The sequence below is a fragment of the Azospirillum sp. VT-I1 genome, assembly GCF_055698305.1.
The window spans coordinates 214,021-239,107 of the sequence record NZ_CP168804.1 but is presented as its reverse complement, the minus strand read 5'-3'; the positions used below and the strand labels follow the sequence as shown (position 1 = coordinate 239,107).

At 67.8% G+C, this 25,087-nt stretch carries 19 protein-coding genes; 8 read left to right on the top strand and 11 right to left on the bottom strand.

The features are described from left to right. Window positions 1–180 precede the first annotated feature (180 nt). The 3 genes from AB8P05_RS23440 to AB8P05_RS23430 are packed head-to-tail and all read left to right on the top strand — an operon-like array spanning window position 181 to window position 5,445. Window positions 181–1,020 (top strand): alpha/beta hydrolase, encoded by an 840-nt coding sequence (locus AB8P05_RS23440; RefSeq protein WP_472761100.1) that lies wholly within the window; start codon window positions 181–183, stop codon window positions 1,018–1,020. Between the two features lie 30 nt (window positions 1,021–1,050). Continuing rightward, window positions 1,051–2,235 (top strand): efflux RND transporter periplasmic adaptor subunit, encoded by a 1,185-nt coding sequence (locus tag AB8P05_RS23435; protein WP_472761099.1) that lies wholly within the window; start codon window positions 1,051–1,053, stop codon window positions 2,233–2,235. Window positions 2,236–2,259: 24 nt separating this feature from the next. After that, the gene (locus AB8P05_RS23430; RefSeq protein WP_472761098.1) at window positions 2,260–5,445 is read left to right on the top strand and encodes an efflux RND transporter permease subunit; all 3,186 of its coding nucleotides are present in this window, start codon (window positions 2,260–2,262) and stop codon (window positions 5,443–5,445) included. An 18-nt stretch (window positions 5,446–5,463) separates the two neighbouring features. On the opposite strand, the gene AB8P05_RS23425 is transcribed toward AB8P05_RS23430, so the two are convergent. The 5 genes from AB8P05_RS23425 to AB8P05_RS23405 form a co-directional block, all read right to left on the bottom strand. Beyond that, on the bottom strand, window positions 5,464–6,516 hold the full coding sequence (locus tag AB8P05_RS23425) for a serine hydrolase domain-containing protein (RefSeq protein ID WP_472761097.1): 1,053 nt from the start codon (window positions 6,514–6,516) through the stop codon (window positions 5,464–5,466). A gap of 156 nt (window positions 6,517–6,672) precedes the next feature. Continuing rightward, on the bottom strand, window positions 6,673–7,257 hold the full coding sequence (locus AB8P05_RS23420; RefSeq protein ID WP_472761096.1) for a hypothetical protein: 585 nt from the start codon (window positions 7,255–7,257) through the stop codon (window positions 6,673–6,675). Window positions 7,258–7,364: 107 nt separating this feature from the next. Next, the gene (gene polA / locus AB8P05_RS23415) at window positions 7,365–10,259 is read right to left on the bottom strand and encodes a DNA polymerase I (protein ID WP_472761095.1); all 2,895 of its coding nucleotides are present in this window, start codon (window positions 10,257–10,259) and stop codon (window positions 7,365–7,367) included. A gap of 104 nt (window positions 10,260–10,363) precedes the next feature. Further along, window positions 10,364–11,119, bottom strand: coding sequence for a response regulator transcription factor (locus AB8P05_RS23410; RefSeq protein WP_472761094.1), 756 nt, complete (start codon window positions 11,117–11,119; stop codon window positions 10,364–10,366). A 118-nt stretch (window positions 11,120–11,237) separates the two neighbouring features. Continuing rightward, complete coding sequence (locus AB8P05_RS23405) at window positions 11,238–11,987, bottom strand: substrate-binding periplasmic protein (protein ID WP_472761093.1); 750 nt, start codon at window positions 11,985–11,987, stop codon at window positions 11,238–11,240. A gap of 528 nt (window positions 11,988–12,515) precedes the next feature. Between AB8P05_RS23405 and AB8P05_RS23400 the strand changes: the two genes are divergently transcribed. Genes AB8P05_RS23400 through AB8P05_RS23380 form a run of 5 tightly spaced genes read left to right on the top strand, consistent with a single transcriptional unit; the run spans window position 12,516 to window position 16,878 of the window. Then, on the top strand, window positions 12,516–14,192 hold the full coding sequence (locus tag AB8P05_RS23400) for a SpoIIE family protein phosphatase (protein WP_472761092.1): 1,677 nt from the start codon (window positions 12,516–12,518) through the stop codon (window positions 14,190–14,192). 19 nt (window positions 14,193–14,211) lie between these two features. Next, window positions 14,212–14,757: a SiaB family protein kinase gene (locus AB8P05_RS23395; protein WP_472761091.1), complete on the top strand. Its 546-nt coding sequence runs from the start codon at window positions 14,212–14,214 to the stop codon at window positions 14,755–14,757. 20 nt (window positions 14,758–14,777) lie between these two features. Next, entirely contained in the window at window positions 14,778–15,152 is a 375-nt protein-coding gene (siaC, locus tag AB8P05_RS23390) for a biofilm regulation phosphoprotein SiaC (RefSeq protein WP_455175081.1), read from the top strand. A gap of 38 nt (window positions 15,153–15,190) precedes the next feature. Then, the gene (locus AB8P05_RS23385) at window positions 15,191–16,108 is read left to right on the top strand and encodes a sensor histidine kinase (RefSeq protein WP_472761090.1); all 918 of its coding nucleotides are present in this window, start codon (window positions 15,191–15,193) and stop codon (window positions 16,106–16,108) included. After that, on the top strand, window positions 16,105–16,878 hold the full coding sequence (locus AB8P05_RS23380; RefSeq protein WP_472761089.1) for a diguanylate cyclase: 774 nt from the start codon (window positions 16,105–16,107) through the stop codon (window positions 16,876–16,878). The genes AB8P05_RS23385 and AB8P05_RS23380 overlap by 4 nt, the downstream gene beginning before the upstream one ends. Window positions 16,879–16,899: 21 nt before the next feature. On the opposite strand, the gene AB8P05_RS23375 is transcribed toward AB8P05_RS23380, so the two are convergent. From AB8P05_RS23375 to AB8P05_RS23350, 6 genes are all read right to left on the bottom strand, one after another. Continuing rightward, window positions 16,900–18,801 carry an AI-2E family transporter gene (locus tag AB8P05_RS23375; protein ID WP_472761088.1) on the bottom strand — a complete coding sequence of 634 codons (1,902 nt, stop codon included), beginning with the start codon at window positions 18,799–18,801 and terminating at the stop codon, window positions 16,900–16,902. 116 nt (window positions 18,802–18,917) lie between these two features. Beyond that, window positions 18,918–19,949, bottom strand: a complete 1,032-nt coding sequence (locus tag AB8P05_RS23370; protein ID WP_455175085.1) for an agmatine deiminase family protein — start codon at window positions 19,947–19,949, stop codon at window positions 18,918–18,920. 563 nt (window positions 19,950–20,512) lie between these two features. Continuing rightward, on the bottom strand, window positions 20,513–21,346 hold the full coding sequence (locus tag AB8P05_RS23365) for an ABC transporter permease subunit (protein WP_455175086.1): 834 nt from the start codon (window positions 21,344–21,346) through the stop codon (window positions 20,513–20,515). Further along, window positions 21,343–22,287: an ABC transporter permease subunit gene (locus AB8P05_RS23360; protein WP_472761087.1), complete on the bottom strand. Its 945-nt coding sequence runs from the start codon at window positions 22,285–22,287 to the stop codon at window positions 21,343–21,345. Before AB8P05_RS23360 ends, AB8P05_RS23365 begins: the two co-directional genes overlap by 4 nt. Next, window positions 22,284–23,438, bottom strand: coding sequence for an ABC transporter ATP-binding protein (locus AB8P05_RS23355; RefSeq protein WP_472761086.1), 1,155 nt, complete (start codon window positions 23,436–23,438; stop codon window positions 22,284–22,286). Before AB8P05_RS23355 ends, AB8P05_RS23360 begins: the two co-directional genes overlap by 4 nt. A 100-nt stretch (window positions 23,439–23,538) precedes the next feature. Further along, a complete protein-coding gene (locus AB8P05_RS23350; protein ID WP_472761085.1) occupies window positions 23,539–24,636 on the bottom strand; it encodes an extracellular solute-binding protein in 1,098 nt (365 codons plus the stop codon). Between the last annotated feature and the right edge of the window lie 451 nt (window positions 24,637–25,087).

The window sequence follows — 25,087 nt, the reverse complement described above, 5'->3', positions numbered from 1 at the left end:
GGCCGGCGATTGTTCGTCCCAGCCGAATTGTGTTGCCGCTGACCCGGTATTTATTCGTGTGCCTATGGGAGCCACACTCCACCGCACTGCAATGCGGGAGGGGTGCCACGGCACCGGACGGCGATGGGACGGTCGGCAAGGACACAAGGGACGGGTGCGGAGCGCGGCGGGGCACTGGGCATGGCGCCCTGCCCCTTCGCCGTCGATGACCGGACCATCGCCGGCCATGCCCAGGACATCCGGCTGCGGCTCTACCGGCCGCTGATCGGGCTGGCGGTTCCAGCGCTGCTCTATCTGCATGGCGGCGGCTTCACCTCCGGCTCGCTGGAGGAGGCGGAGGAGACGGCGTCGGCCATCGCCGCCGAAACCCCGGCCCTGGTGGTGTCGGTCGGCTATTCGCTGGCCCCCGCCCACCCCTTCCCCACCGCCGCACAGGATGCCTACCGCGCGGCGCTGTGGACCGCCGGCGAGGCACGCTCGCTCGGTTTCGCCCGCGGCGGGCTGGGCGTCGTCGGCTATGATGCCGGCGGCCATGTCGCCACCTCCCTCACCTTCCTCGCCCGCGATCTGGGCGGGGTGAGCCTTGCGGCACAGGCGCTGCTCGGCCCGATGCTGGACCCGAGCCTGACGCGGGCCAGCCGCGGCGGGATCGGCGACGCCGATTGGAAGGACGGCGGGAAGGCCGCCACCACGGCCCGCCTGTTCGACAGCACCATGGCCGACTGCGCCCGCTGCTACCGCGCCTATCTGCCGGAGGCGGCGCAGCGCCTGCACCCCTACGCCGCCCCGCTGGAATCGCGTCGGCTGGCCGGGCTACCGCCGGCCCTGATCGTCACTGCCCAGAACGACATGCTGCGCACCGAGGCCGAACAGTATGCCGCCGGCCTGATCGCCGCCGGCGTGCCGACCGAGGTCACCCGCTTTCCCGCCATCTCGCACGACGCCCTGCCCGGCCACCGGCCGGCTTTGCAGGCCGTCACCGATTTCCTGCGCCGCCGGCTGCCCGCCACGCGCGCCTGACATTTTCCTCCTGTTCCGGAGACAGACGCCATGACCAAGTCACGTTCCAAACTCGCCCTTCTCCTGATCGCCGGGGTCGCCGCGGCGGGCGCCGCCGGCATCGTCGTCAGCCAGGGCCATGCCGACGCCCCGCAGACGGCGGCAGCCGCCCCGCCCCCGCCGGAGGTGGACGTCGCCCCGGTGGTAGTGCGCAAGATCACGGACTGGCAGTCCTATTCCGGCCGGCTGGAAGCGGTCGACCGGGTGGAGGTCCGTCCCCAGGTGGCCGGCGCCATCACCGCCGTGCATTTCCGCAACGGCGCGCTGGTCCGCCAGGGCGACGTGCTGTTCACCATCGACCCGCGCCCCTTCGCGGCGGAGGTCGCCCGGCAGGAAGCCCAGGTCGCCGCCGCCCAGGCCCGCGTCCGCTTCACCGCCTCCGACCTGGAGCGCGCCCAGCGGCTGGTCCGCGACGACACCATTTCCCGCCAGTCGCTGGAGAGCAAGGAGAACGAGGCCCGGTCCGCCGCCGCCAACCTGAAGGCGGCCCAGGCGGCGCTGGAGATCGCCCGCATCGACCTGGAACACACCCAGGTCCGCGCCCCGGTCTCCGGCCGCGTGTCGCGCGCCGAGGTGACGGTGGGCAACGTGGTGGCTGCCGGCGCCGCGGCGGCGCCGCTGACCACGCTGGTCTCGGTCTCGCCGATCTACGCCTCCTTCGACGTGGATGAGCAGACCTACCTGACCCACATCGCCGGAGTGAAGGACGCGGCCGGCGTGCCGGTGCAGCTGGGGCTCGCCAACGAGGCCGGCTATTCCCGCGACGGCGCGGTGGAGCATGTCGACAACCGGATGGACGCCGCCTCCGGCACCATCCGCGTGCGCGCCCGCTTCGACAATGCCGACGGGCTGCTGGTCCCCGGCCTCTACGCCCGCATCAAGGTCGGCGGCAGCCAGCCGCATGACGCGCTGATGGTGGATGACCGCGCCATCGGCACCGACCAGGACAAGAAGTTCGTCCTGGTGGTGGCGGAGGACGGCACCGTCAATTACCGCGCCATCGTCACCGGAGCCCATCAATCCGGCCTGCGGGTGGTGAAGAGCGGGCTGGAGCCCGGCGAGCGCATCGTCGTCAACGGCCTGCAGCATGCCCGCCCCGGCAGCCGCGTCACCCCGCGCATGGTCGCGATGAACGGCACGCCGGAACCCATCCGCACCGCATCCACGGCGCAATGATCCACGCCCGCCGGGAGAGCCGTCATGAACATCTCGAAATTCTTCATCGACCGCCCGATTTTCGCGGGCGTCCTGTCCGTGGCGCTGTTCCTGGCGGGTGCGATCTCGCTGTTCCAGCTGCCGATCTCCGAATATCCGGAGGTGGTTCCGCCCTCCGTCGTCGTCCGGGCGCAATATCCGGGCGCCAACCCCAAGGTCATCGCCGAGACCGTCGCCGCGCCGCTTGAGGAGCAGATCAACGGCGTCGAGAACATGCTGTACATGCAGTCGCAGGCCAACAGCGACGGCAACATGGCGCTGACCGTCACCTTCCGGCTCGGCACCGATCCGGACAAGGCGCAGCAGCTGGTGCAGAACCGCGTCTCCCAAGCCCTGCCCCGCCTGCCGGAGGATGTGCAGCGGCTGGGCGTGACGACGGTGAAGAGTTCGCCGACGCTGACCATGGTCGTGCATCTGCTGTCGCCCAACGACCGCTATGACATGACCTACCTGCGCAACTACGCCATCCTGAACGTCAAGGACCGGCTCAGCCGCATCCAGGGCGTCGGCGAGGTGCAGGTGTGGGGTGCCGGCGACTATTCCATGCGCGTCTGGCTCGACCCCAACAAGGTGGCGGAGCGCGGGCTGACCGCGTCCGACGTGGTGGCGGCGATCCGCGAGCAGAATGTGCAGGTCGCGGCCGGCGTCATCGGCGCCTCCCCCAGCCTGCCGACCACGCCGCTGCAGCTGTCAATCAACGCGCAGGGCCGTCTGAAGACGGTCGATGAATTCTCCAACATCGTCCTGAAGATCGGCAAGGACGGCGGCGTCACCTACCTGCGCGACGTGGCGCGGGTGGAGCTGGCTGCGGCGCAGTACGGCCTGCGGTCGCTGCTGGACAACAAGCCGGCGGTGGCGCTGGCGATCAACCAGGCGCCGGGCGCCAACGCGCTGAACATCGCCGACAATGTCCGGGCGACGATGGCGGAGCTGAAGGCCGACATGCCCGACGGCGTCGATTTCAGCATCGTCTACGACCCGACCCAGTTCGTGCGGTCGAGCATCGAAGCGGTGATCCACACCCTGCTGGAAGCCGTCGCCCTGGTGGTACTGGTGGTCATCGTCTTCCTGCAGACCTGGCGGGCGTCGATCATCCCGCTGCTGGCCGTGCCGGTGTCGATCGTCGGCACCTTCTCCCTCATGCTTCTGCTGGGTTACTCGATCAACGCGCTGTCGCTGTTCGGCATGGTGCTGGCCATCGGCATCGTGGTGGACGACGCCATCGTCGTGGTCGAGAATGTCGAGCGCAACATCGAGTCCGGCCTGTCGGCGAAGGAAGCCACCTACAAGGCGATGCAGGAGGTCAGCGGGCCGATCATCGCCATCGCCCTGACGCTGGTTGCCGTCTTCGTGCCGCTGGCGGCCATGACCGGCCTGTCGGGCGAGTTCTACAAGCAGTTCGCGATGACCATCGCGATCTCCACCGTCATCTCCGCCTTCAACTCGCTGACCCTGTCGCCGGCCCTGTCGGCGGTGCTGCTGCGCGGCCATGACCAGCCGCAGGACTGGCTGACCCGCGCCATGAACCGGGTGTTCGGCGGCTTCTTCCGCCTGTTCAACCGGGTGTTCCACCGCGCCTCCACCGGCTATGGCCGCGGCGTCGGCGGGGTGGTGCGGCACAAGGGCATGATGATGCTGGTCTATGTGCTGCTGCTGGGCGCCACCGTCCTGCTCGGCCGCGCGGTGCCGATGGGCTTCGTCCCGGCCCAGGACAAGGAATACCTCATCAGCTTCGCCCAGCTTCCCAACGGCGCCTCGCTCGACCGCACGGAGGCGGTGATCCGCGAGATGACCGACATCGCGCTGAAGCAGCCGGGAGTGCAGAGCGCGGTCGCCTTCCCCGGCCTGTCGGTCAACGGCTTCACCAACAGCTCCAGCGCCGGCATCGTCTTCGTCACGCTTAAGCCCTTCGCCGAGCGCGGCGACGCCGCCCTGTCGGCCAACGCCATCGCCGGCGCCCTGCAGATGCGCTATGCCGGCCTGAAGGAGGCCTTCGTCGCCATCTTCCCGCCGCCGCCGGTGATGGGCCTCGGCACGCTGGGCGGCTTCAAGATGCAGCTGGAGGACCGCGGCGCGCTGGGCTACGAGGCGCTGAACGCGGCGGTCGGCGCCTTCGTCGCCAAGGCGATGCAGACGCCGGAGCTGGGGCCGACCTTCTCCAGCTACCAGATCAACGTGCCGCAGCTGGACGTCGACCTCGACCGGGTGAAGGCCAAGCAGCAGGGCGTGTCGGTCGGCGAGGTGTTCGACACCATGCAGATCTATCTGGGTTCGCTCTATGTCAACGATTTCAACAGCTTCGGCCGCGTCTACCAGGTGCGGGTGCAGGCGGACGCGCCCTTCCGGGCGGAGTCCGGCGACATCGGCCTCTTGAAGACCCGCAACGACCGCGGCGACATGGTGCCGCTGTCCTCGCTGGTCCGGGTGTCGCCCAGCTACGGGCCGGAGATGGTGGTGCGCTACAACGGCTACACCGCCGCCGACATCAACGGCGGGCCGGCGCCGGGCTTCTCCTCCGGTCAGGCGCAGGCGGCGGCCGAGCGCATCGCGGCGGAGACCCTGCCCCGCGGCGTGCGGTTCGAGTGGACCGACCTGACCTACCAGCAGATCCTGGCCGGCAACTCCGCGCTGTGGGTGTTCCCGATCAGCATCCTCCTGGTCTTCCTGGTGCTGGCGGCGCAGTACGAGAGCCTGACCCTGCCGCTGGCGATCCTGATGATCGTGCCGATGAGCCTGATGTCGGCCCTTGCCGGCGTGTGGATCACCGGCGGCGACAACAACATCTTCACCCAGATCGGCTTCATGGTTCTGGTCGGCCTGTCCGCCAAGAACGCCATCCTGATCGTCGAGTTCGCCCGCGAACTGGAGGAGCAGGGCCGCAGCACAATCCAAGCCGCCATCGAGGCCAGCCGCCTGCGCCTGCGCCCGATCCTGATGACCTCCATCGCCTTCATCATGGGCGTGGTGCCGCTGGTGACCTCCACCGGCGCCGGGTCGGAGATGCGGCACGCCATGGGTGTGGCGGTGTTCGCCGGCATGATCGGCGTCACCCTGTTCGGTCTGGTGCTGACTCCGGTCTTCTACGTCCTGCTGCGCCGGCTGGCCGGCGCGAAGGCGGAGCGGTCGGCGGACATCCCCGCCACCCCGGCGGGAGCGGTGACGCACCACTGACCGGTTACCACTGACTGCTTACCGCCTGAACACCTCTTCCGCCACGGCATCCAGCAGGGCCTCGTCGCTCTGCTGGTTTCCGTTCGTCAGGAAGATCAGCGCGGTGCGGCGGCCGGGGTAATAGCGGACAACGGCCTCGAACCCGTCATAGCGGCCGTCATGGCCGACGCTACGCCCCCAGCGGTCCTTCGACAGCGCGACGCCCAGCCCCTGCCCCTCCTCGTTCTCCGACGGGGTCATCATCCGCCGGACCGTCTCGGGCTTCAGCAAGCGGTTGTCGCGGAACAGGGCGAAGACGAAGCGTTCCAGATCGCCGGCGGTGGTGACCAGCGGCCCGTCGCCGGTGGTCGCCGCCCAGGACCGGCGGCTGACGTCGCCCTCCTCGGTATAGCCATGGGCAAGGCTGCGGTCGCGCGGATCGGCACCGACGGTGGTGGAGCCCATCCCGGCCCGGTCGATCACCCGATTCCGCAGCACCTGCGCGAAGGGAACGCCGTCGCGCAGCCCCGCGATGTGGCCGAGCAGGACATAGTTGCTGTTGGAATATTCGTAATGCCCGCCGACCGGCCCGGTCGCCTCCTCCCCCGCCGCATAGGCAAGCAGCGCACCGCTGCGCGGCAGCCGTTCCGGCTTTGCCGCCTCGTCCTCTTCATAGGCATCGGTGATGTAATCGGGAATGCCCGAGCTGTGGTCGAGCAGATGGACCAGCCGGGCCCGGTTGGCATTGGCGACCTTGCCCAGCGGCAGGTCCGGCGCCAGCTCCCGCACCGGCCGGTCGAGCGAGAGCAGCCCCTCCTCCACCTGCTGCATCACGGCGGCGGCGGTCGCCATCTTGCCGACGGAGGCGACATAGAAGCGCGTGTCCTCCGTCACCGGCCGCTCCCCGCGCCGGTCTGCGATGCCGGAGACGACGACGCGCCGGAGATCAGGGCCGGACACCAGCAGGACGCCGCCATCGAGTTCCTCATCCTCAAGGAAGCGGTCGAGGAGGCGCTGCAGGCGGTCGGCCGCATGGGCGGACGGGACCGCGGAGCCCAGCAGGAGCACCGCGGCCAAGGTCAGCCGGAGCAAGCGCCCATGCCGGGAGGAAGCCCCATCCTTCCGGCCATTTCCATCCCACTGCATTGCCCTGCCCCCTCTTAGCCCGGCGGAGTTACGCCGAAAGCGGTATCCGGTTTCGAGGCTGCGCAGGGCAATCGAGAACCGGCAAGGGGTGGGAGCCGCGGATCAGGTGAAGCTGTCGCCCAAACCGAGATTTTTCAGAGAGAACCCGGCCTCCTTGCAGGTCTGGCGGATCTTGCGGACGGCGGCCAGCAGCTCCTTGCTGTGGCTGAGGGTCGGCGGCGTCCGGACAATCTGCGCGAACAGCTCCTGGTTCATCTGGTATCGCAGTATGTTCTTCGGATCGCTTTCCAGATGCAGCAGGAACATGTCGTCGAAGATGTTGCTGTCGACGGTGCGGGTGCTAGACGTCTTCACCCGCTTGAACCAGCTCATGCTCTTTGCCAGCTTCGAATTCTGTTCGACCGTCTTCATTTCGCTGGCGAGCTTTGCGTAGGCGGCGCTGCCGTCTTCCCTGTCGCCCAGGAACATCTTGAAGATGCAAATCGCCTTGGTCTTGGTCGGCTCGGCGCGGAAATCCAGCACCATCCAGGGAAACAGCAACCGCTTGAGACGGTCTATCGAAGTCTCGATGGAATCCACGTCCATCTTCTTGGCGATCGCGCCCTGGCTCCGCGACAATGCGGCATGGACCAGGGCACGGCGGGTTTCAGCCGGCGCGAAGGCGACAGTCTGGGCAACGGACGGCACGCTAACCCCTCCATATCAAAGGGATATTATTGATCCGTCCGGGCTAACACACATAACGATGCGGACTCAATATATTGCGCGCGCTTAAGAAGGCGCCGCGTCCCCCCTCAATGCGCCTCCTCCCAATTGTCCCCGATCCCCGCCTCCGCCACCAGCGGCACGCCGAGATGGGCTGCGCCCTCCATCACCCCGCGCACGATGCGCGCCGCGTCCTCGGCCTCCGCTTCCGGCACCTCGAACAGCAGTTCGTCATGCACCTGCAGCAGCATCCGCGCGCTGCTCCCCGCCGCGGCCAGCGCTGCCGGCATGCGGTTCATGGCGCGCTTCATGATGTCGGCGGCGGTGCCCTGGATGGGGGCGTTGATGGCCTGGCGCTCGGCGAAGGCGCGACGGGCGGCGTTCTTGTCCTGGATGCCGGGCATGTAGCAGCGGCGGCCGAACAGCGTCACCACATAGCCGTGCTGGCGGGCGAAGCTCTTGATCGACTCCATCCACACCTTCAGCTCGTGGAAGCGCTCCAGATAGGTCTTGATGAAGCTGTTGGCCTCGCCGGGCGCGATGCCCAGCTGGCGGCCCAGGCCGAAGCCGGAGATGCCGTAGATGATGCCGAAGTTGATCGCCTTGGCCTTGCGGCGGATGTCCGGCGTCATCTGATCGAGCGGGATGCCGAACACCTGGGCGGCGGTGGCGGCGTGAATGTCCAGGCCGTCGCGGAAGGCGTCCTTCAGCGCCTGGATGTTCGCCATCTCCGCCACCAGACGCAGCTCGATCTGCGAATAGTCGACGCTCAGCAGCTTGTGGCCGGGGGATGCCACGAAGGCGCGGCGGATCTTCTTGCCCTCCTCCGTCCGCACCGGGATGTTCTGCAGGTTGGGATCGGTGGAGGACAGGCGGCCGGTGTTGGTCGCCGCCAGCGCGAAGGCGGTGTGGACCCGGCCGGTGACGGGGGAGATCTTCTCCTGCAGCGCGTCGGTGTAGGTGCTCTTCAGCTTGGCGAGCTGGCGCCAGTCGAGCACGCGCTGGGCAATGGTGTGGCCCTGCTCCGACAGTTCCTCCAGCACGCTGCTGTCGGTGGAATAGGCGCCGGTCTTGCCCTTCTTGCCGGTGCCGAGCTTCAGCGTGTCGAACAGGATTTCGCCCAGCTGCTTGGGAGAGCCGATGTTGAAGCTCTGGCCGGCCAGCGCGTGGACGTCCTTCTCGATCTCGGCGAGGCGGACGGACAGGCTCTGCGACAGGTCGGACAGCGCCTTCTTGTCGATGCGCACGCCGGCCCGCTCCATGTCCGCCACCACCGGGACCAGCGGGCGGTCCAGCGTCTCATAAACGGTGACCATGCGGTCGTCGACCAGCCGCGGCTTCAGCAGCGTCCACAGGCGCAGCGTGATGTCGGCATCCTCGGCGGCATAGGCCAGCGCCTTGTCCAGCGGCACGCGGTCGAAGGTGATCTGGTTCTTGCCGGTGCCGCAGACCTCCTTGAAGGGGATCGGCGTGTAGGACAGGTGCATCTCCGCCAGTTCGTCCATGCCGTGGCCGTGGGCGCCGCCGTCCAGCACGTAGGAGATCAGCATGCTGTCGTCCACCGGCGATACCGCGATGCCGTTGCGGGCGAACAGCTGATGGTCGAACTTGAAGTTGTGGCCGATCTTCAGGACCGACGGATCCTCCAGCACGTCCTTCAGGATCGCCATCGCCTCGGCCGTCGGGATCTGCACCGGCGGCGGCGGGGCGTCGAAGTCCAACTGGCCGGTGGCGGCGGTGGACGCGCCATGGGCCAGCGGGATGTAGCAGGCGATGCCGGGCTCGGTCGACAGCGACACGCCGACCAGCGTGGCGGTGGCCGGGGTCAGGCTGTCGGTCTCGGTATCCACCGCCAGCACGCCGGTCTCGCGGGCACGCTCGACCCAGCGGCGCAGCGCGTCGGCATCCTGCACCAGCTCGTAGCGCACCTCCGGCACATGCAGCACCGTCTTGCGGGCCGGGCGCTCCGCCGGCTCCTCGGACTGCGCAGCGGCGGGGACATTCGCAATGGGAGCGGCCAAGGGGCTGGCGGCGGACGACCCGGCCCCGTCGGCGATGCGGCCGTCCTTCTGCATCTCCATCTCAACGCGGGAGACGATGCTGCGGAAGCCCTGGGCACGCAGGAAGTCGATCAGGCGCTGGTGGTCGGGCTCGCGGACACGCAGCTCGTCCAAGGGCTTGGGCGGCGGCACATTCTCGTCCAGCAGGACCAGACGGCGGGAGATGCGGGCCTGCTCGGCGAACTCGATCAGCTTCTGGCGGCGGGCCGGCTGCTTGATCTTCTCGGCATTGGCCAGCAGGGCTTCCAGGTCGCCATATTCGGTGATCAGCTGGGCAGCGGTCTTCACGCCGATGCCGGGCACGCCGGGAACGTTGTCGACGCTGTCACCGGCCAGCGCCTGGACATCCACCACCTTCTCCGGCGGGACGCCGAACTTCTCGAACACCTCGTCGGGGCCGATGGTCTTGTTCTTCATCGGGTCGAACATGCCGACGCCCGGGCGGACCAGCTGCATCAGGTCCTTGTCCGACGACACGATGGTCACCTGACGCCCGGCCTCCTGCGCCAGACGGGCGTAGGTGGCGATCAGGTCGTCGGCCTCATAGCCCTCCAGCTCCAGACAGGGCAGGCAGAACGCCTCCGTCGCCTCACGGATCAGGGCGAACTGGGGCTTCAGCTCCTCCGGCGGTTCCGGGCGGTGGGCCTTGTAGTCGGGATAGAATTCGTTGCGGAAATTCAGGCGCTTGCTGTCGAAGACGACCGCCACCGCTTCCGCCTTGGCGTCGGCCAGCAGCTTCAGCAGCATGTTGGAGAAGCCCAGCACCGCATTGACCGGCGTGCCGTCCGGCCGCGTCAGCATCGGCAGCGCATGGAAGGCGCGGAAGATGAAGCCGGAGCCGTCGACCAGATACAGGCCGCTGCCGTCGCCGTTGGAGGCGGTGCCGGAGGCGTCGTTCTGGGAGGCAGCGGTGGCGTCGGTCATGATGGTCTCTCGTCCCTTCCTTGCGGGCGCTACCATCGCCGAAGGAGGCCCGGGAGTCGAGTGCCGAGACCGGATATCAGGGGCCGGAGATCAGTGCTTAGAGATCAGGACGCGCTGTCCTCGACCACGCTGCTGACCACCGGGCCGACGAAGGCATAGCCGACGCCGTGCACCGCCTGGACCGGCAGGGCGCAGCCGCTGCGCTCCTCCACCTTGATGCGCAGGCGGCGGACCAGCGAATCGATGGAGCGGCTGTAGGGGTCCCAGTCGCGGCCGGTCAGCGCCACGGAGATGTCCTGCCGGGTCACCGGCTCGCCCGGCGCGGTGACCAGCAGGGAGAGGAACTTGTACTCGGTCGCGGTCAGCGGCACGGCGGCGCCGGTCGGCGGCTGGATGCGCCATTCGATGTCGTCGAACACCCAGGCCTTCCGCGCGTCGGCCGCGGCGGCGGGGGCGGCGACAGGCGCCGGCTCCGCTGCGGCAATCGGAGCGGTGCCCTTCTGCATCCGGCGGATCAGCGCCTTGACCTGCGCCTCCACCTCGCGGAAATCGACGGGCTTGACCAGATAGACGTCGGCGCCCAGCTCCAGCCCGATGACCCGGTCGATCAGGCTGGAGCGCGCCGTCAGCATGATGATGGCGGCAGGGGACGAGGCGCGGATGCGCCGCGCGACCGAGAAGCCGTCCTCATCGGGCAGATTGATGTCGAGCACGATGACGTCGGCCGGACCGCTTTCCAGCAGCCGGTCCAGCTCCGCACCGCGCGACGCCCCCCGCACCTCGAATCCGCAGCGGTCGAGATATTCGACAAGATCGTCACGAAGGTCGGCTTCGTCTTCGACCACAATGATCCGGGCCACGACGCCTATGCCCCCATTCACATTCGTATGAGGTTATATTAAACGCCCAATCGGGCTACGCAAACCCAATCAATGCGATCGGTCCAAACCGGGACCGCGCAGGATCGGTTCCGCCACCTTACCTGACGGACAGGTACTGGTCGCCCACGGTGGCGGAGTAGCGCGCTACCACGGCCTTGTCGATGGCGTCGATCCGGCCCGCCGCCTTCAGCTCGGCAAGGCAACGGTCGAAGTCGCCGCGCAGCGACTCGTCGCGGAACACCATGCTGTAGGGCGTCGGCGGGAAGATGGCGGTGAACTGCACCGGCTGGGCCGGATCGAAGGGCAGGCCGCCGCCGGCCTTCGCCTTGTCCTGAAGCTGCCGGTTGTATTCGGCGAAGATCAGGCCGTCGGCCAGAACCGCGTCGACGCGGCCGGCGAACAGCAGGTTGGAATGCACCATCTGGTCGGCGCGCTCGCGGAAGTCGCCGAAGCTCGGGATCGCGGCGCGCAGGCCGGGCAGGACGTCGGGCGCGCCGGCGAAGGTGATGACCCGCTTTCCCGCCAGATCGGCCAGCGACTTCACGGTCAGGCCGCTGCTTTTCAGCACCGACGCGCCGTTCTGATAGAGGATGTAGGGGGCGGAGCGCGCGCCCGGCATTTCCATGCCCGCCGGCACGGTGGTGACGGCGTCGACCTGGGCGCCGTCGCGGAAATCGTTCCAGTGGCGGCCGAAGGGCACGACCTTGAACCGCGCCTCATGCCCGCAGGCCGCCAGCGTCTCGGCGATGATGGAGGCTTCCCGTCCGGTTCCGTCGCCGGTCATCATCGGCGGCAGTTCGGGCGCCAGCACCGTCACCGGACGGGCCGCGGCCGGCGAGGGCTCCATGGGAAGGGCGCCGGCGAGAATGGCGGCAAAGAGTCCTGCGGCACCGACTGCACGAACACCGAACGCCATCCTTCGTCCTCCAGCGTTGCGGCACGGGCCGCGACCATCCCGCCCGGAAGCGGCGGGCGCGAAAGTAACATGGGCAACTGCGCGGCCGTCCACCGAAAATCCCGTTCCCGGCAACGGCTTTGCCCGTTCTGGGCCACGTCCGTCACACTTCGTCGCAATTGGACGACATTGGTCGCCCACGGTTGCCGGTCGTTCCCATTTCCCCGGGCTTTTCGACAATGAAGCACGCCGATGCCGAATGTTATTTCACGACTGACTACAACGATCGTGCTAAGGATAGGCTTGTCCGCCACACGCATCATGCCCGCCGGCCGATCCGATGACTGTCGGCACAGTGCAAGCAGGGGTGGATTTACTGATGGGCGTGGGATTACCGCACTCCCGGTCGATCGGACCGGGGCTGCCATGAAGACCGTCATGAACGAACGCGCCCCGGTCGGCCGGGTCAGGAGGATGTGGATGAGCGTCACGGGATGGGACGACACCGAATCCTATACGCTTCGCGGCACCGGCCCCCGCGGCACGGACGAGGATGCCGTCCGCACCGGCGGAACGTCGCTGCTGACCCGCGTCATCCTGATGATCGTCGGCTGCACCCTGCTGGTCGGGCTGGTCGCCATGGGCGTGTCGTCCATCCTCGTCGGTCGCCAGCAGCGCGACGCGTTGACCCACCGCGCCATGCTGGTCGGCACGCTCCAGGCTTCGGCCATGGGGCAGGCGGTGTGGGAATTCGACACCCGCGCGGTGGAGGGGATGATCCGCGGCCTGATGGCCGAAGATGCCGCGGTGCGCAGCGTTAAGGTGTGGGCGGCGACGGGCGGCCGCGGCGGCCATGGTGAGCCTCTGGTGGCGCTGGAACGCCCCGCCGGCCGGGCGGAGCTGGCGACGGTCGAACGGCAGATCGCCGTTTCCCGCAGCGACGGCGAACGCACCATGGTCGGCCTGCTGCGCCTGACCTATTCGCTGGAAGAGGCGGAAAGCGCCACCATGACCGCGCTGGCCCCGATGGCCGGCCTCGTCTTCTTCTCGCTGCTGGCCGTCATCGGCATGATCAGCATCCTGCTGAACCGGCTGGTGCTGGCGCCGCTCGCCCGGCTGACCCGGTCGGCCGGGGCCATCGCCGCCGGCGACTATCGTGTGCGGCTGCGCAACCGCCGCGCCGACGAGATCGGACAGCTGACCGTCGCCTTCAACCACATGGCGGAGACCGTCCACGACTACACCGAGCGGCTGGAGCAGCGCGTCGCCGAACGGACGGAGGAACTGCGCCAGTCCAACGAACAGCTGGCCGTGGCGAACCGTCAGGTGATGGACAGCATCCAGTATGCCAGCCTGCTGCAGTCGGCCATCCTGCCCGACGAACGGGAGATGGCGCGGCGGCTGGACGGCGTCTGCGTGCTGTGGCGCCCGCGCGACGTTGTGGGCGGCGATTTCCATATCTTCCGCGAACTGGAGGACGGCCGTTTCCTGATCGGCGTCGCCGACTGCTCCGGCCATGGCGTGCCGGGCGCCTTCATGACGATGACGGTGTCGGCCATCCTCGACCATGTGCTGTCCGACACGCCCGACAGCGATCCCGCGGCGATCCTGGGCCGGCTGAACCGTATGGTGCGGGCGGCACTGGCTCGCGGGCGGGACAATCCGCGCTTCGACAACGGGCTGGACATTGGGCTGTGCCTGGTGCGGCCTGACCGGGGCGACCTGCTGTTCGCCGGCGGCCGGATCGGTCTGCATATCGTCGATGCCCGGGAAGGCACCGCGGCGGTGAGCGAGGTGAAGGGCGACGCCCAGAGCCTGGGCTACCGCCGGTCGGACACCGGCCACCGTTTCGCCACCCACAGGGTGGAACTGGCGCCGGGCCGCAGCTTCTACCTGACCACCGACGGATTCCTCGATCAGGCCGGCGGCGCCCGCGGTTTCGGGTTCGGCAACCGGCGCTTCAACGCAATGTTGCTGGAATGCGAAGCCATTCCCATGGCAGAACGCAAGGCCGCCTTCGCGCAGGCCCTGGCCGACCACCAGGGAGACCGGGCACAGCGCGACGACATCACCCTGATCGGCTTCTCGCTGTCGCCGGCATCGGCCGCGGCGGCTTCCGGGGGCGCCGGCCCCTCCTCCCACCTCATCCACCCGTAAGGCAGGTCGTCAAGGTACGATGAAAGGCAACGAACTCTTCAACCTGCAGGAGCTGCTCTCCCGGCAGAAGCTGCTGATCTGCTTCAGCGGCCCGTTCAGCCACAGCGTCATCGAGGAGCTGGGCAAGGCGGTCCGCAACCATCTGGAAAATGAGCGGATCGAAAAATCGGCGATCATGGACGTCTTCTCCGTCTATGTGGAGCAGGCGCAGAACGTCCGCAACTATACCGCGTCCCGCGAGGCGCTGGGCCGGCCGATCCCCGCCAACAGCGGCATCGTCGTGATCGGCAAGGAGGACGAACATTACGTCGTCAGCTCCGGCAATCTGGTCGAGGCCGACGACGTTCCCGGCCTGACGGCGATGCTGGAGAAGCTGCGCGGCCTGGACAAGGCGGGGCTGAAGGCCGCCTACAAGGAACAGTCGCGCAAGCCGCGCGAAGCGGGCGCCAGCGGCGCCGGCCTGGGCCTGATCGACATGGCGCGCAAGGCCACCCGGCCGCTGGAATATTCGGTGCGCGCGGTGGACGAGCGCTATTTCTTCTTCAGCCTTGAAGTCCAGCTATAAGAAATCACGGAACACGCATAATGGACAGTTTGCGGATCGAGGCAACCTCCTGCTCGCCCCTGATCGATTTCGATCCGGCGGCCGGCCTGCTGCGCATCGAGGGGGAATCCTACCCGGAGAACTCTTTCGATTTCTATGCGCCGGTGTTCAGCTGGCTTGAGGAGTATCTGAAGGAACCGGCGCCGGCGGTGGTGCTGGACATCGGGCTCAGCTATCTCAACACCAGCAGCATCAAATGCATGATCGACGTGCTGGAGATGCTGGACGTCGCCCATCAGAAGGGCCGGACCGTGTCGGTGCGCTGGCATTACGACAGCGACAACGACCGCGCCCTCGACATGGCGGAGGAATTCGCAGAGGACGTCTCCCTGCCCTTCGAGATCCTCGCCCATTGATGGCGCGTGCAGCAGTCGAATAGAACCGAGCACCCGAGATGACGATGCGGTCGCAGGAACAGGAGCTTCGTCAGTGGATCGAGCGGCTGGCCGAGGATCCGGCCAATGCCGGCAATCCGCTGCTGGCGGAATTCCAGGAGCTGGCTGAACGGCACGGCAAGCTGCTGCGCCAGTTCCGCAAGATCGCCAAGATCAGCGACCGGCTGCAGACCGAGACCAAGGACATGGCGCGCCAGCAGCGCCAGTTCGTGCTGATGGTCAGCCACGAGTTCCGCACGCCGCTGGCGATCATCGACAGCGCCTCGCAGTTGCTGGAAATGGAACCAAAGCTGCCGGTCTCGGCCATGCCGCGGGTGGGAAAGATCCGCAACGCGGTGCAGCGGATGCTCCATCTGATCGAGCGCTGCCTGACCGACGAGCGGCTGGGGGCCGCCGCCGCCCGGCCGACGGCCTTCGACCTCGCCGCCATGCTGTCCGGCCTGGTGGCGGAGATGGGGGCCTCGGCGCCCGGCCACCGGTTCGAACTGCACGGCGCCGACCGTCCGCTGCCGATTCCCGGCGACCGCGACCTTTTGGCCGTTGTGTTTTCCAACCTGCTGGAAAACGCTGTGAAGTACTCGCCGGACGGGGGGACGATCCGCCTCGACCTTTCATCCGCCGAGGGGCAGGTGACGGTGCGGGTCACGGACGAGGGAATCGGCGTCAATGCCGCCGACGCGGCGCGGCTGTTCGACAAGTATTTCCGTGCGTCCAACGCCGCCGGCACCACCGGCGCCGGGTTGGGGCTCCACCTCGCCCGCTGCATCGTGGACACCCACGGCGGCGGGATAACGGTGGCGAGCCGGCCCGGCGAAGGCTCCACTTTCACTGTCCGCCTGCCGGTCGCCCGGTCGGCGCCGGTGCAGCCCGCTGCCGCGGTCCCGGCCGACCCGGCGGTGACGGAGCCGGCGTCATGAGCGGGGTCGCGAAGCCCGGCGAAGTGAAGGTCACGGGCCTGCCCAGGCGCTGGGCTCTGCGGCGGGGAACGGTGGGGATGATGCTGCAGGAACAGAAGCTCCAGGACTGGCTCGCCCGCCTCGCCGAGAACGAGGAGTATGCCGGCCATCCGCTGATGGGCGAGTTCCGCGCCCTGGCGGACGAACACATGAAGCTGATGCGGCAGCTGACCAAGATCGCCAAGATCAGTGACCGCATGCAGACCGACACGCGGCAGATGGCCCAGGCGCTGCACGCGGCCTCGCAGACCGATCCGCTGACCGAGTTGCCCAACCGCCGCCATATGGTCGATCGGCTGGAGGCCGAGCTGTGCCGCATCGGCCGCAACGGCGGCGGCTTCGCGCTCATCATGCTGGACATCGACCATTTCAAGGAGGTCAACGACGCCTTCGGCCATGCCGCGGGCGACCATGTGCTGGTGGAGACCGCCGGGCTGCTGCGCCGGAACCTGCGCGGACACGACCTGTGCGCCCGCTGGGGCGGCGAGGAGTTCCTGATCCTGCTGCCCGACACCGATCAGGTGCCGGCGGAGGCGGTGGCGGAAAAGCTGCGCGGGCTGATCGCCCACCACCCCATCACGCATCAGGGGCGCAGCATCGCCGTGACGCTGAGCCTGGGCGTCGCCGCCTACCGGGCGGGGCGGACCGCCGACGACTGCATCCAGGCCGCGGACGACGCGCTGTACATCGCCAAGCGCGCCGGACGGAACAGGTGGGCCGCGGCGGCATAAGCTGCCGGCGGGTCGCCTCCCTCAATCCGCGTCGACCTGCGGTTCGGCGACTGCCGGCGTTGGGGCGCCGATCCCCAACTCCTCCAACTGCGCCAGGGCGCCGGCCATGCCGGTGGCGACCAGATTGGCGTCGGTCTCGGCGGTGGCGCGCTCCGGCACCTCGGCTTCGGGATGGGCGCTCCACAGGCAGAGCAGGATCGGCACGCGGGGGCCGAAATGCAGGCGCAGCCGGCGCAGCAGCCGGCGCGAATGGCCGAGCGCCGAGGGGTTGAGGGAGGACAGGACCACCGCATCCACCCCCGCCGTGCCGAGGCTGGCGATGGCGCGGGCGGACACCTTCTCGCACGGGATCACATCGGCGCGGATGCCGCGGCCGGCCAGCAGATAGGCGAGCAGCCCGGCCGCCGCCTCGTCCAGGTTGTTGCGGGCACCGACGCAGAGCACCCGCGGCGACTCGTCCGGCAGGGTCCCGGTTTCCGACAGCTCGTCCAGCAGGCTCGCCATCCCGTCGGCAACCGCCTGACGGCCCTCCGGGTTCAGCGTGCCGCGCTGGCGGTCCTGTTCGGCCAGCGACAGGGCGGGCAGCAGCAGGCCGTCCGCCATCTCCACGGGGGTGGCCTTGCCCAGCCGTTCCTCCGCGATCTCGGTCGCCTCCACGGGATCGCGGGCTAGCAGGCGCTGATACACCTTCGCCTCGTCGGGCAGGACGGGGCGGTCGCCCAGCATCACCTCCAGGAAATGCAGCTGCGGCACATGGCGGCCCAGCACCACGAGGCAGACGGTCAGCGGCGTCGCCAGCAGCAGGCCGACGGGCCCCCACAGGGTCGTCCACACCACCGCCGCCACGATGATGGCGAGGGAGGACAGGCCGGTCGCCGTGCCGTAGAGCCAGGGTTCCACCACATTGTTGGAGAAAAGCTCCACCGCCACGAACAGCGCGATGCACAGCAACGGCAGGGTCCATCCGGTATCGACCGCGAAGGACAGCAGGATGGGAAAGGCCGAGGCGATCACCGGCCCCAGGAAGGGGATGAAGCGCAGCACCGTCGCCAGCAGCCCCCACAGCAACGGGTTCGGCACGCCAAGCAGCCACAGGCCGATGCCGATCGGAATGCCGTAGGTGACATTGACCACCACCTGCATCAGCAGGTAACGGCTGACCCGCTCGCCCGCGTCGTTCATCGCCTCCGTCGTCCGGCTGAGGTCGCCGGACCCGACCAGCCGGATCAGGCGGTCGCGCAGATCCTCGCGCTGCAACAGCATGAAGATGGTGAAGACCAGCACCATGCCGGCCGTGGCGACCGGCGTCATCGCCGGGCCGAGCACCCGTTGCACGAGGTCGAAGATGCCCGCGTCGGACTGGTCGAGGCGGACCGGCACCGGCTCCCGGCGCGGCGGATCGGCGGCCGTGCCTGACGGCGATGCCGCCGGAGCGGTACCGGCGGCGGGTGGTGCCGGCTGTTCGCCGCCGGTCGCCTTTTCCAACTCCTGCTGCAGGTCGCGGAAGGCATCGGTCGCCTGCTTCAGCGCGCCACGGTCCCCGGCGGAGGAGGTGGCGGCGCGCAGGGTCTGGATCTTGGTGTGGATGTTGCGCTGGTAGGTCGGCAGATTCTCCGCCAGATCGCCCAGCTGGCTGCCCACCACCGCGCCGAAGCCGATGATGGCCATGAACAGCAGGACCACCACCGCCAGCACCGACGGCACCCGGCCCAGATGCCAGCGCTCCAGACGGCTGACGATGGGCGTCAGCACGAAGCCCAGCAGCACCGCCAGCGCAATGGGGATCAGGATGTCCGCCGCCAGATACAGCGTCACCACGATCAGTGTGATGATCAGCAGGATCGTCTGGGTCGAGGCGGGTGGCGCTGCCTTGGGCACCGCGATGGGGCGTGCCTGCAGCCGGCGGGCGGTGTCCTCGGCCATGATCGTCGGGCTTTCCGGAAGGGAGAATGCCCGACAGGAACACCGGCCGTGCCGGCGCGTTCCCTCGCCCGCCCAATGGTGGAGGCGGCGAGGGAACCGCCGTCAGGAACCTGCCGTCAGGGAAGCGGCTGCTGCTGGGTGATGCAGTGGATGCCGCCGCCACCGCGCACGATGTCCATCGCGGCGATCTGCACCACCTCGCGGTCGGGGAAGGCCTTGCGGACGACGCGGTAGGCCTCGTCGTCGGCCGGATCCTCGAAGGCGGGCATGACGATGCCGCCGTTGGCGATATAGAGGTTGGTGTAGGACAGGGTCAGGCGCACGCCGTTCATGTCGCGGCGGGCGGGCTGCTGGATCGGGATGACCTCCAGCTCGCGGCCCCTGGCGTCGCGGGCGCGCTTCAGCCGGTCGAGATTGTCCTGGAAAATCTTGAAGTTGGGATCGCCCGGATCGTCGGTGGTAATCGCCATCACCACGCCGGGGCGAACGAACAGGGCGATTTCGTCGATGTGGCCGTCGGTCTCGTCGTCCTGATAGCCCTCGCCCAGCCAGATGACCGTCTCGATGCCGAGATGGTCCTTCAGGTTCCGCTCGATCTCGTCCCTGGACAGGCCGGGATTGCGGTTGGGGTTCAGCAGGCATTGTTCGGTGGTGATCAGCGTCCCCTCCCCGTCCACATGGAACGAGCCGCCCTCCATCACCAGCGGGGCGGAGAAGCAGGGGAGCTTGAGATGGTCGAGGATCAGCCGGCCGACCTGCTGGTCCTTCTCGCAGCCGTCGTAGTTGCCGCCCCAGGCGTTGAATCCCCAATGGACGCCGGCCAGCCCGCCCTTGCCGTCGACGACGAAGCTGGGTCCGGTGTCGCGAATCCAGGAATCGCTGATCGGCAGCGGCAGGATCTGGACGCCGGGACCGCAGGCGAGCGAGGCCTCGGCCACATCCGCCGGGTCGCAGACCATCGTCACCGGTTCGAACCGGGAAATGGCCTGCGCGACCTCGGCGTAGGCGTCGCAAGCGGCGTCGAAGGCGCCCTCCGGCCAGGTTTCCGGCCGGCACGGCCACGCCATCCAGCAACCGCTGTGGCGGGCCCATTCGCCGGGCATGTGGAAGCCTTGACCCGTCGGCGTCGGGGCGTTCGGTGTCGTCATGCGTCGATCCCTCTACCCATCGTTCTCTTGCGCATATCCCTGGGGCGCGTACCCCTTGGCCCATTGCGGCGGCGGCATCGGACGTCGGCCGGCGAACCGCGCAGGATCGGGATATTTTCCATCCCAACCCACCCTAACCACGGGAGCGCGCCTTTGGCAATCGCGTCCACCGCAGCGGGCACTTGGCCTTATGGCAGAGGAACTTTTAAAAAGACGCGATCAGCGGGTCGCGTCGGCATGCCGGGAGAGGGAGCCGGCATGGGGTCCGGTCAGAGGCCGGACGGCGGGCGCAGGGCGCGGCGGGCGGTGACCGTACGGGTGGTCGAATAAGCAGTGGAAACGGGATTGAAGAATCCAAGCCTCAACAAGGGGAACCACAGGAGCGCGCGCATGGCACAGCCTCTTTCGCTGTTGACGATGGCATCAACATAGCAAAAGAAACGGGCAATTGCCATCCACAGCGGCACGGGTCTGCCGAGCGCGGACGGATAGGATGCCGCAGACGACTGCGGACCGGCCGGATCCTGCGTCCGGCCGGTCCGCAATACTCCCGGGCATGGCCATCAGCCGTTCTGGATCGCCATCTGCTCGTCGCGTTTGCGCTGGCGTTCCTGGCGGGCCATGACGATGCTGGCGACGAAGATGCCGGTCGCCACCACCAGAACCATCAGGGTGGCCAGCGCGTTGATCTGCGGGCTGATGCCGAACTTCACGCTGGAGAAGATCACCATCGGCAGCGTCGTCGAACCGGGGCCGGAGACGAAGCTCGCCACCACCACGTCGTCCAGCGACAGGGTGAAGGCCAGCAGCCAGCCGGCGACCAGCGCCGGGGCGATCAGCGGCAGGGTGATGACGAAGAATACCTTGGCCGGGCGGGCGCCCAAATCCATCGCCGCCTCTTCCAGGCTGCCGTCCATACCGGCCAGCCGCGACTGGATGACCACCGCGACATAGGCCATGGTGAAGGTGGTGTGGGCGATGGTGATGGTGGTGACGCCACGCCCGTCGGGCCAGCCCAGCCACTGCTCCATCGCCACGAACAGCAGAAGCAGCGACAGGCCGGTGATGACCTCCGGCATGACCAGAGGCGCGGTTATCATGCCGCCGAACAGGGTGCGGCCGCGGAAGCGCCCGAACCGGACCAGCGCCAGTCCGGCGCAGGTGCCGAGCAGCACCGCCAGCGTCGCCGACACCGCCGCCACCTGGAAGGACAGCAAGGCCGCGTCCAGCAGCGTGTCGTTGCGGATCAGCTCCGCATACCATTTGGTCGAGAAGCCGCTCCACACCGTCACCAGCCGCGACTCGTTGAAGCTGTAGACGATCAGCAGCGCGATGGGGACATAGAGGAAGGCATAGCCGAACAGCAGCGCCCAGGACAGGAAGCCGAACCGTTTCATCGCCCGGCCTCCGCCTGTTTGCCCTGCACATGCTGGAAGATCATGATCGGCACCACCAGGACCAGCAGCAGCGCGATGGCGACGGCCGACGCCACCGGCCAGTCGCGGTTGGCGAAGAACTCGTTCCACAGCACCCGGCCGATCATCAGCGTGTCGGGGCCGCCCAGCAGCTCCGGCGTCACGAACTCGCCCACCGCCGGGATGAAGACCAGCAGCGACCCGGCGACGATGCCCGGCAGCGACAGCGGCAGCGTGATCGACAGGAAGGACTTGAACGGGCGGGAGCCGAGGTCGGCCGCCGCCTCCAGCAGGCTGGGGTCCATCTTCTCCAGCGTGGAGTAGAGCGGCAGCACCATGAAGGGCAGATAGCAGTAGGTCATGCCGATATAGACCGCCCAGTCGGAATAGAGGATCTCCACCGGACCGCTGGTGATGCCCGTCCATTCCAGCAGGTTGCTGATGACGCCGTTGCCCTTGAGGATGCCGATCCAGGCATAGATGCGGATCAGGAAGCTGGTCCAGAAGGGCAGGATCACCAGCATCATCAACGGCCCGCGCCGCGCCGGGTCGGCCTTGGCGATGGCGTAGGCCATGGGATAGCCGATGAGCAGGCAGAGCAGCGTGGTGACCGCCGCGATCCGCAGCGAGTTCAGGTAGGCGAGGATGTAGAGGTCGTCCCCGCCCAGCCGGAAGTAGTTGCTGATGTTCAGCAGGATCTGCAGCTTCGAGGTGCCGGCATCCTCGTCGGTCAGCCATTCCACCAGCGACGAATAGGGCGGCTGGGCGATGATCGATTCGGAGAAGCTGATGCCGAAGACGATCAGGAAGGGCACCAGGAAGAACAGCAGGAGCCACAGATAGGGGATGGCGACGACCACGCCGCGCCCCCACAGCCCGATCCGGCTGAGGCCGGAAACGAGGACGGAGACGACCCCGCTCATTGGGTCAGCACCACGCCGGCGAAGGGGCGCCAGGTCAGGGTCACCTCGTCCTCCCAGGTGATCGGCATTTCGGTGCGGCGGGTGACGTTCGGGGCGGTGACGCGCACCGTCTTGCCCGTCGGCAGCTGCACCAGATAGATCGACACGTCGCCGAGATAGGCGATCTCCCGCACGATGCCGGTGGTCCGGTTGCGGCCATCACCTTCCGCCGGAACCGGCTCCTTCGACAAGGCGATCTTCTCCGGCCGGATGGCGACGGAAACGGGGGAGCCGACCGGCGCCGGGGTGGCGTGGGCGATCAGCAGCTCGCAGCCCGCCTCTTCCGAGGCGACGATCACCTGGTCGCCGTCGGTTTCCACCACGCGGCCGTCAAACATGTTGATGGAGCCGATGAACTCCGCGACGAAGCGATTGTGCGGATACTCGTAAATCTCGGTCGGCGTGCCCACCTGCGCGATGACGCCATGGTTCATCACCGCGATGCGCGAGGACATGGTCATCGCTTCTTCCTGGTCGTGGGTCACGACGATGAAGGTGACGCCCAGCTTTTCCTGGATGTTGACCAGCTCGAACTGCGTGCGCTCACGCAGCTTCTTGTCGAGCGCGCCCAGCGGCTCGTCGAGCAGCAGAAGCTTCGGCCGCTTGACCAGGGAGCGGGCGAGCGCCACGCGCTGGCGCTGGCCGCCGGACAGCTGGTGCGGGCGGCGCTTGCCGAAGGCCGACAGCTGGACCAGCCCCAGCATCTCCTCCACGCGGTCGCGGATCTCCGCCTTCGCCACGCCGTCCTGTTTCAGGCCGAAGGCGACGTTCTGCTCCACCGTCATGTGCGGAAACAGGGCGTAGGACTGGAACATCATGTTGACCGGCCGCTCATAGGGCGGGATGCCGGCCATGTCGACGCCGTCGATGTAGATCTTGCCTTCGGTCGGCTGTTCGAACCCCGCCAGCATGCGCAGCAGCGTCGTCTTGCCGGAGCCCGAGCCGCCGAGCAGGGCGAAGAACTCGTTGCGGTAGATCGACAGGCTGACCTCGTCCACCGCGACGAAGTCGCCGAAGGTCTTCGTCACCTTCTCGATGCGGACATAGGGCGTCTGGCCCGCGTCCTGCCACGGTTCCAGGCGGGTGGGCTTGCGATTCGGCTGACCGGCCATCCGGTTTCCTCTTTCATGACAACGCCCCGGACGCTCCCCATCGCTGGGGATCGGCCGGGGCGGGGCCGGCGCCAAGGGGCGGCGCCTCAGGGGGTCCGGCTTACTTGCCGGTCTTGACCTTGGTCCACACGCGGGTGCGGGCGCGGTCGGTGGCCTGCTTGATCTGCTTCAGCGAGAACAGCTTCAAGTTGCTGTCGGCCGGCAGGAAGATGCCGGGGTTCGACTTGATGTCGTCGGCCACGGTCGCCAGCGAGCCCGGCACCGCATTGGCGTAGCTGACCTTGTTGGAAATGTTCGCCATGTTGGCCGGATCGAGCACAAAGTTGATGAACTCGTACGCGCCGTCCTTGTTCGGCGCGTCGGCCGGCACCGCCAGCGTGTCCCACCAGACCTGCACGCCTTCCTTCGGCGTGACGAATTCCACCTTGGCGCTCTTGGCCTCGGCAGCGCGGGCGGCGCCCTGGATGGCGTCGCCGTTGTAGGCCATCACGACGCAGGCGTCGCCGCCGGCCAGGATGTTGATGTTCTCGCCGGTGACGAATCGCTTGATGTAGGGGCGGACCGCCATCAGCGTCTTCTCGACCTTGTCCAGATCCTCCTTCTTCTCGGAGTTCGGGTCGAGGCCGAGATAGTTCAGCACCGACGGAATGACGTCGATGGCCGAATCCATCACGGTGATGCCGCAGGCCGCGACCTTCTTCGCCACTTCCGGCTTGAAGATCAGGTCCCAGCTGTCGAGCGGAACGTCGGGGGCGACGGCCTTGATCTTTTCCGGGATGATGGCGATGCCGACGGTCCCGCCGAGATAGGGGACGGCGAACTTGTTGCCGGGATCGGAATTCTCCAGCAGCTTCAGGACCTTCGGGTCGATGTTCTTGTAGTTGGGGATCTTCGACTTGTCGAGCGGACCCACGACCTTCGCCTGGATCAGCCGGGACAGGGTCGGCTCCGCGGTCGGCACGATCACGTCGTAGCCGGACTTGCCGACGAGCACCTTCTGCTCCAGCAGTTCCAGGCTGTCGTACAGGTCGACCTTCGTCTCAGCACCCGTGGCCTTGGTGAAGTCGGCGAGGGTCGTCTCACCCAGATAGTCGTTCCAGATGTAGATATTGACCGGCTTCTTGGCCTGGGCCATCGCCGGGCCGGCGATGGCAATCGCCGCGACCGCGCCGATGAGGCTGAGAGCGAGTTTTTTCATGGTTTGCCCCGACCTGTTCGTCTGTGTTGCGGGCGCCGCCACATCCCAACGGTACACCCGGCTCGCGGGCGCTATTGCACCCAGGCCCGGGTGTGTTGTCAACGGTTTGGGTCGAGTTTTCAGATGGCTGCGGCCAAGGCCGGCGGAGTCGGGAGAATGACGCGGAGAAGGTGGCGGCCGGCCGCGCCGCACAGGGGCCGGAAAGCCCATGTGCGGATGTCGCGGCCGGCAAGGGAAAGCCTACCCCGACCAACGGCCTGACGGCCGGCGACCGGGTCGCCCACGCTGAAATTGCATACGCTAGTATTTTCGCTCGCGACTATGCGGTCAGTTATATCCCTCGCAACTTTCGGGTCAATGCCACAATTGTCGCGGTTTGTTTCGGGCTTGAAAGACGGGATGACAGAAGGCGTTGCCGGACAATGGTATGCACCGGCAAGGCGGAGACCGG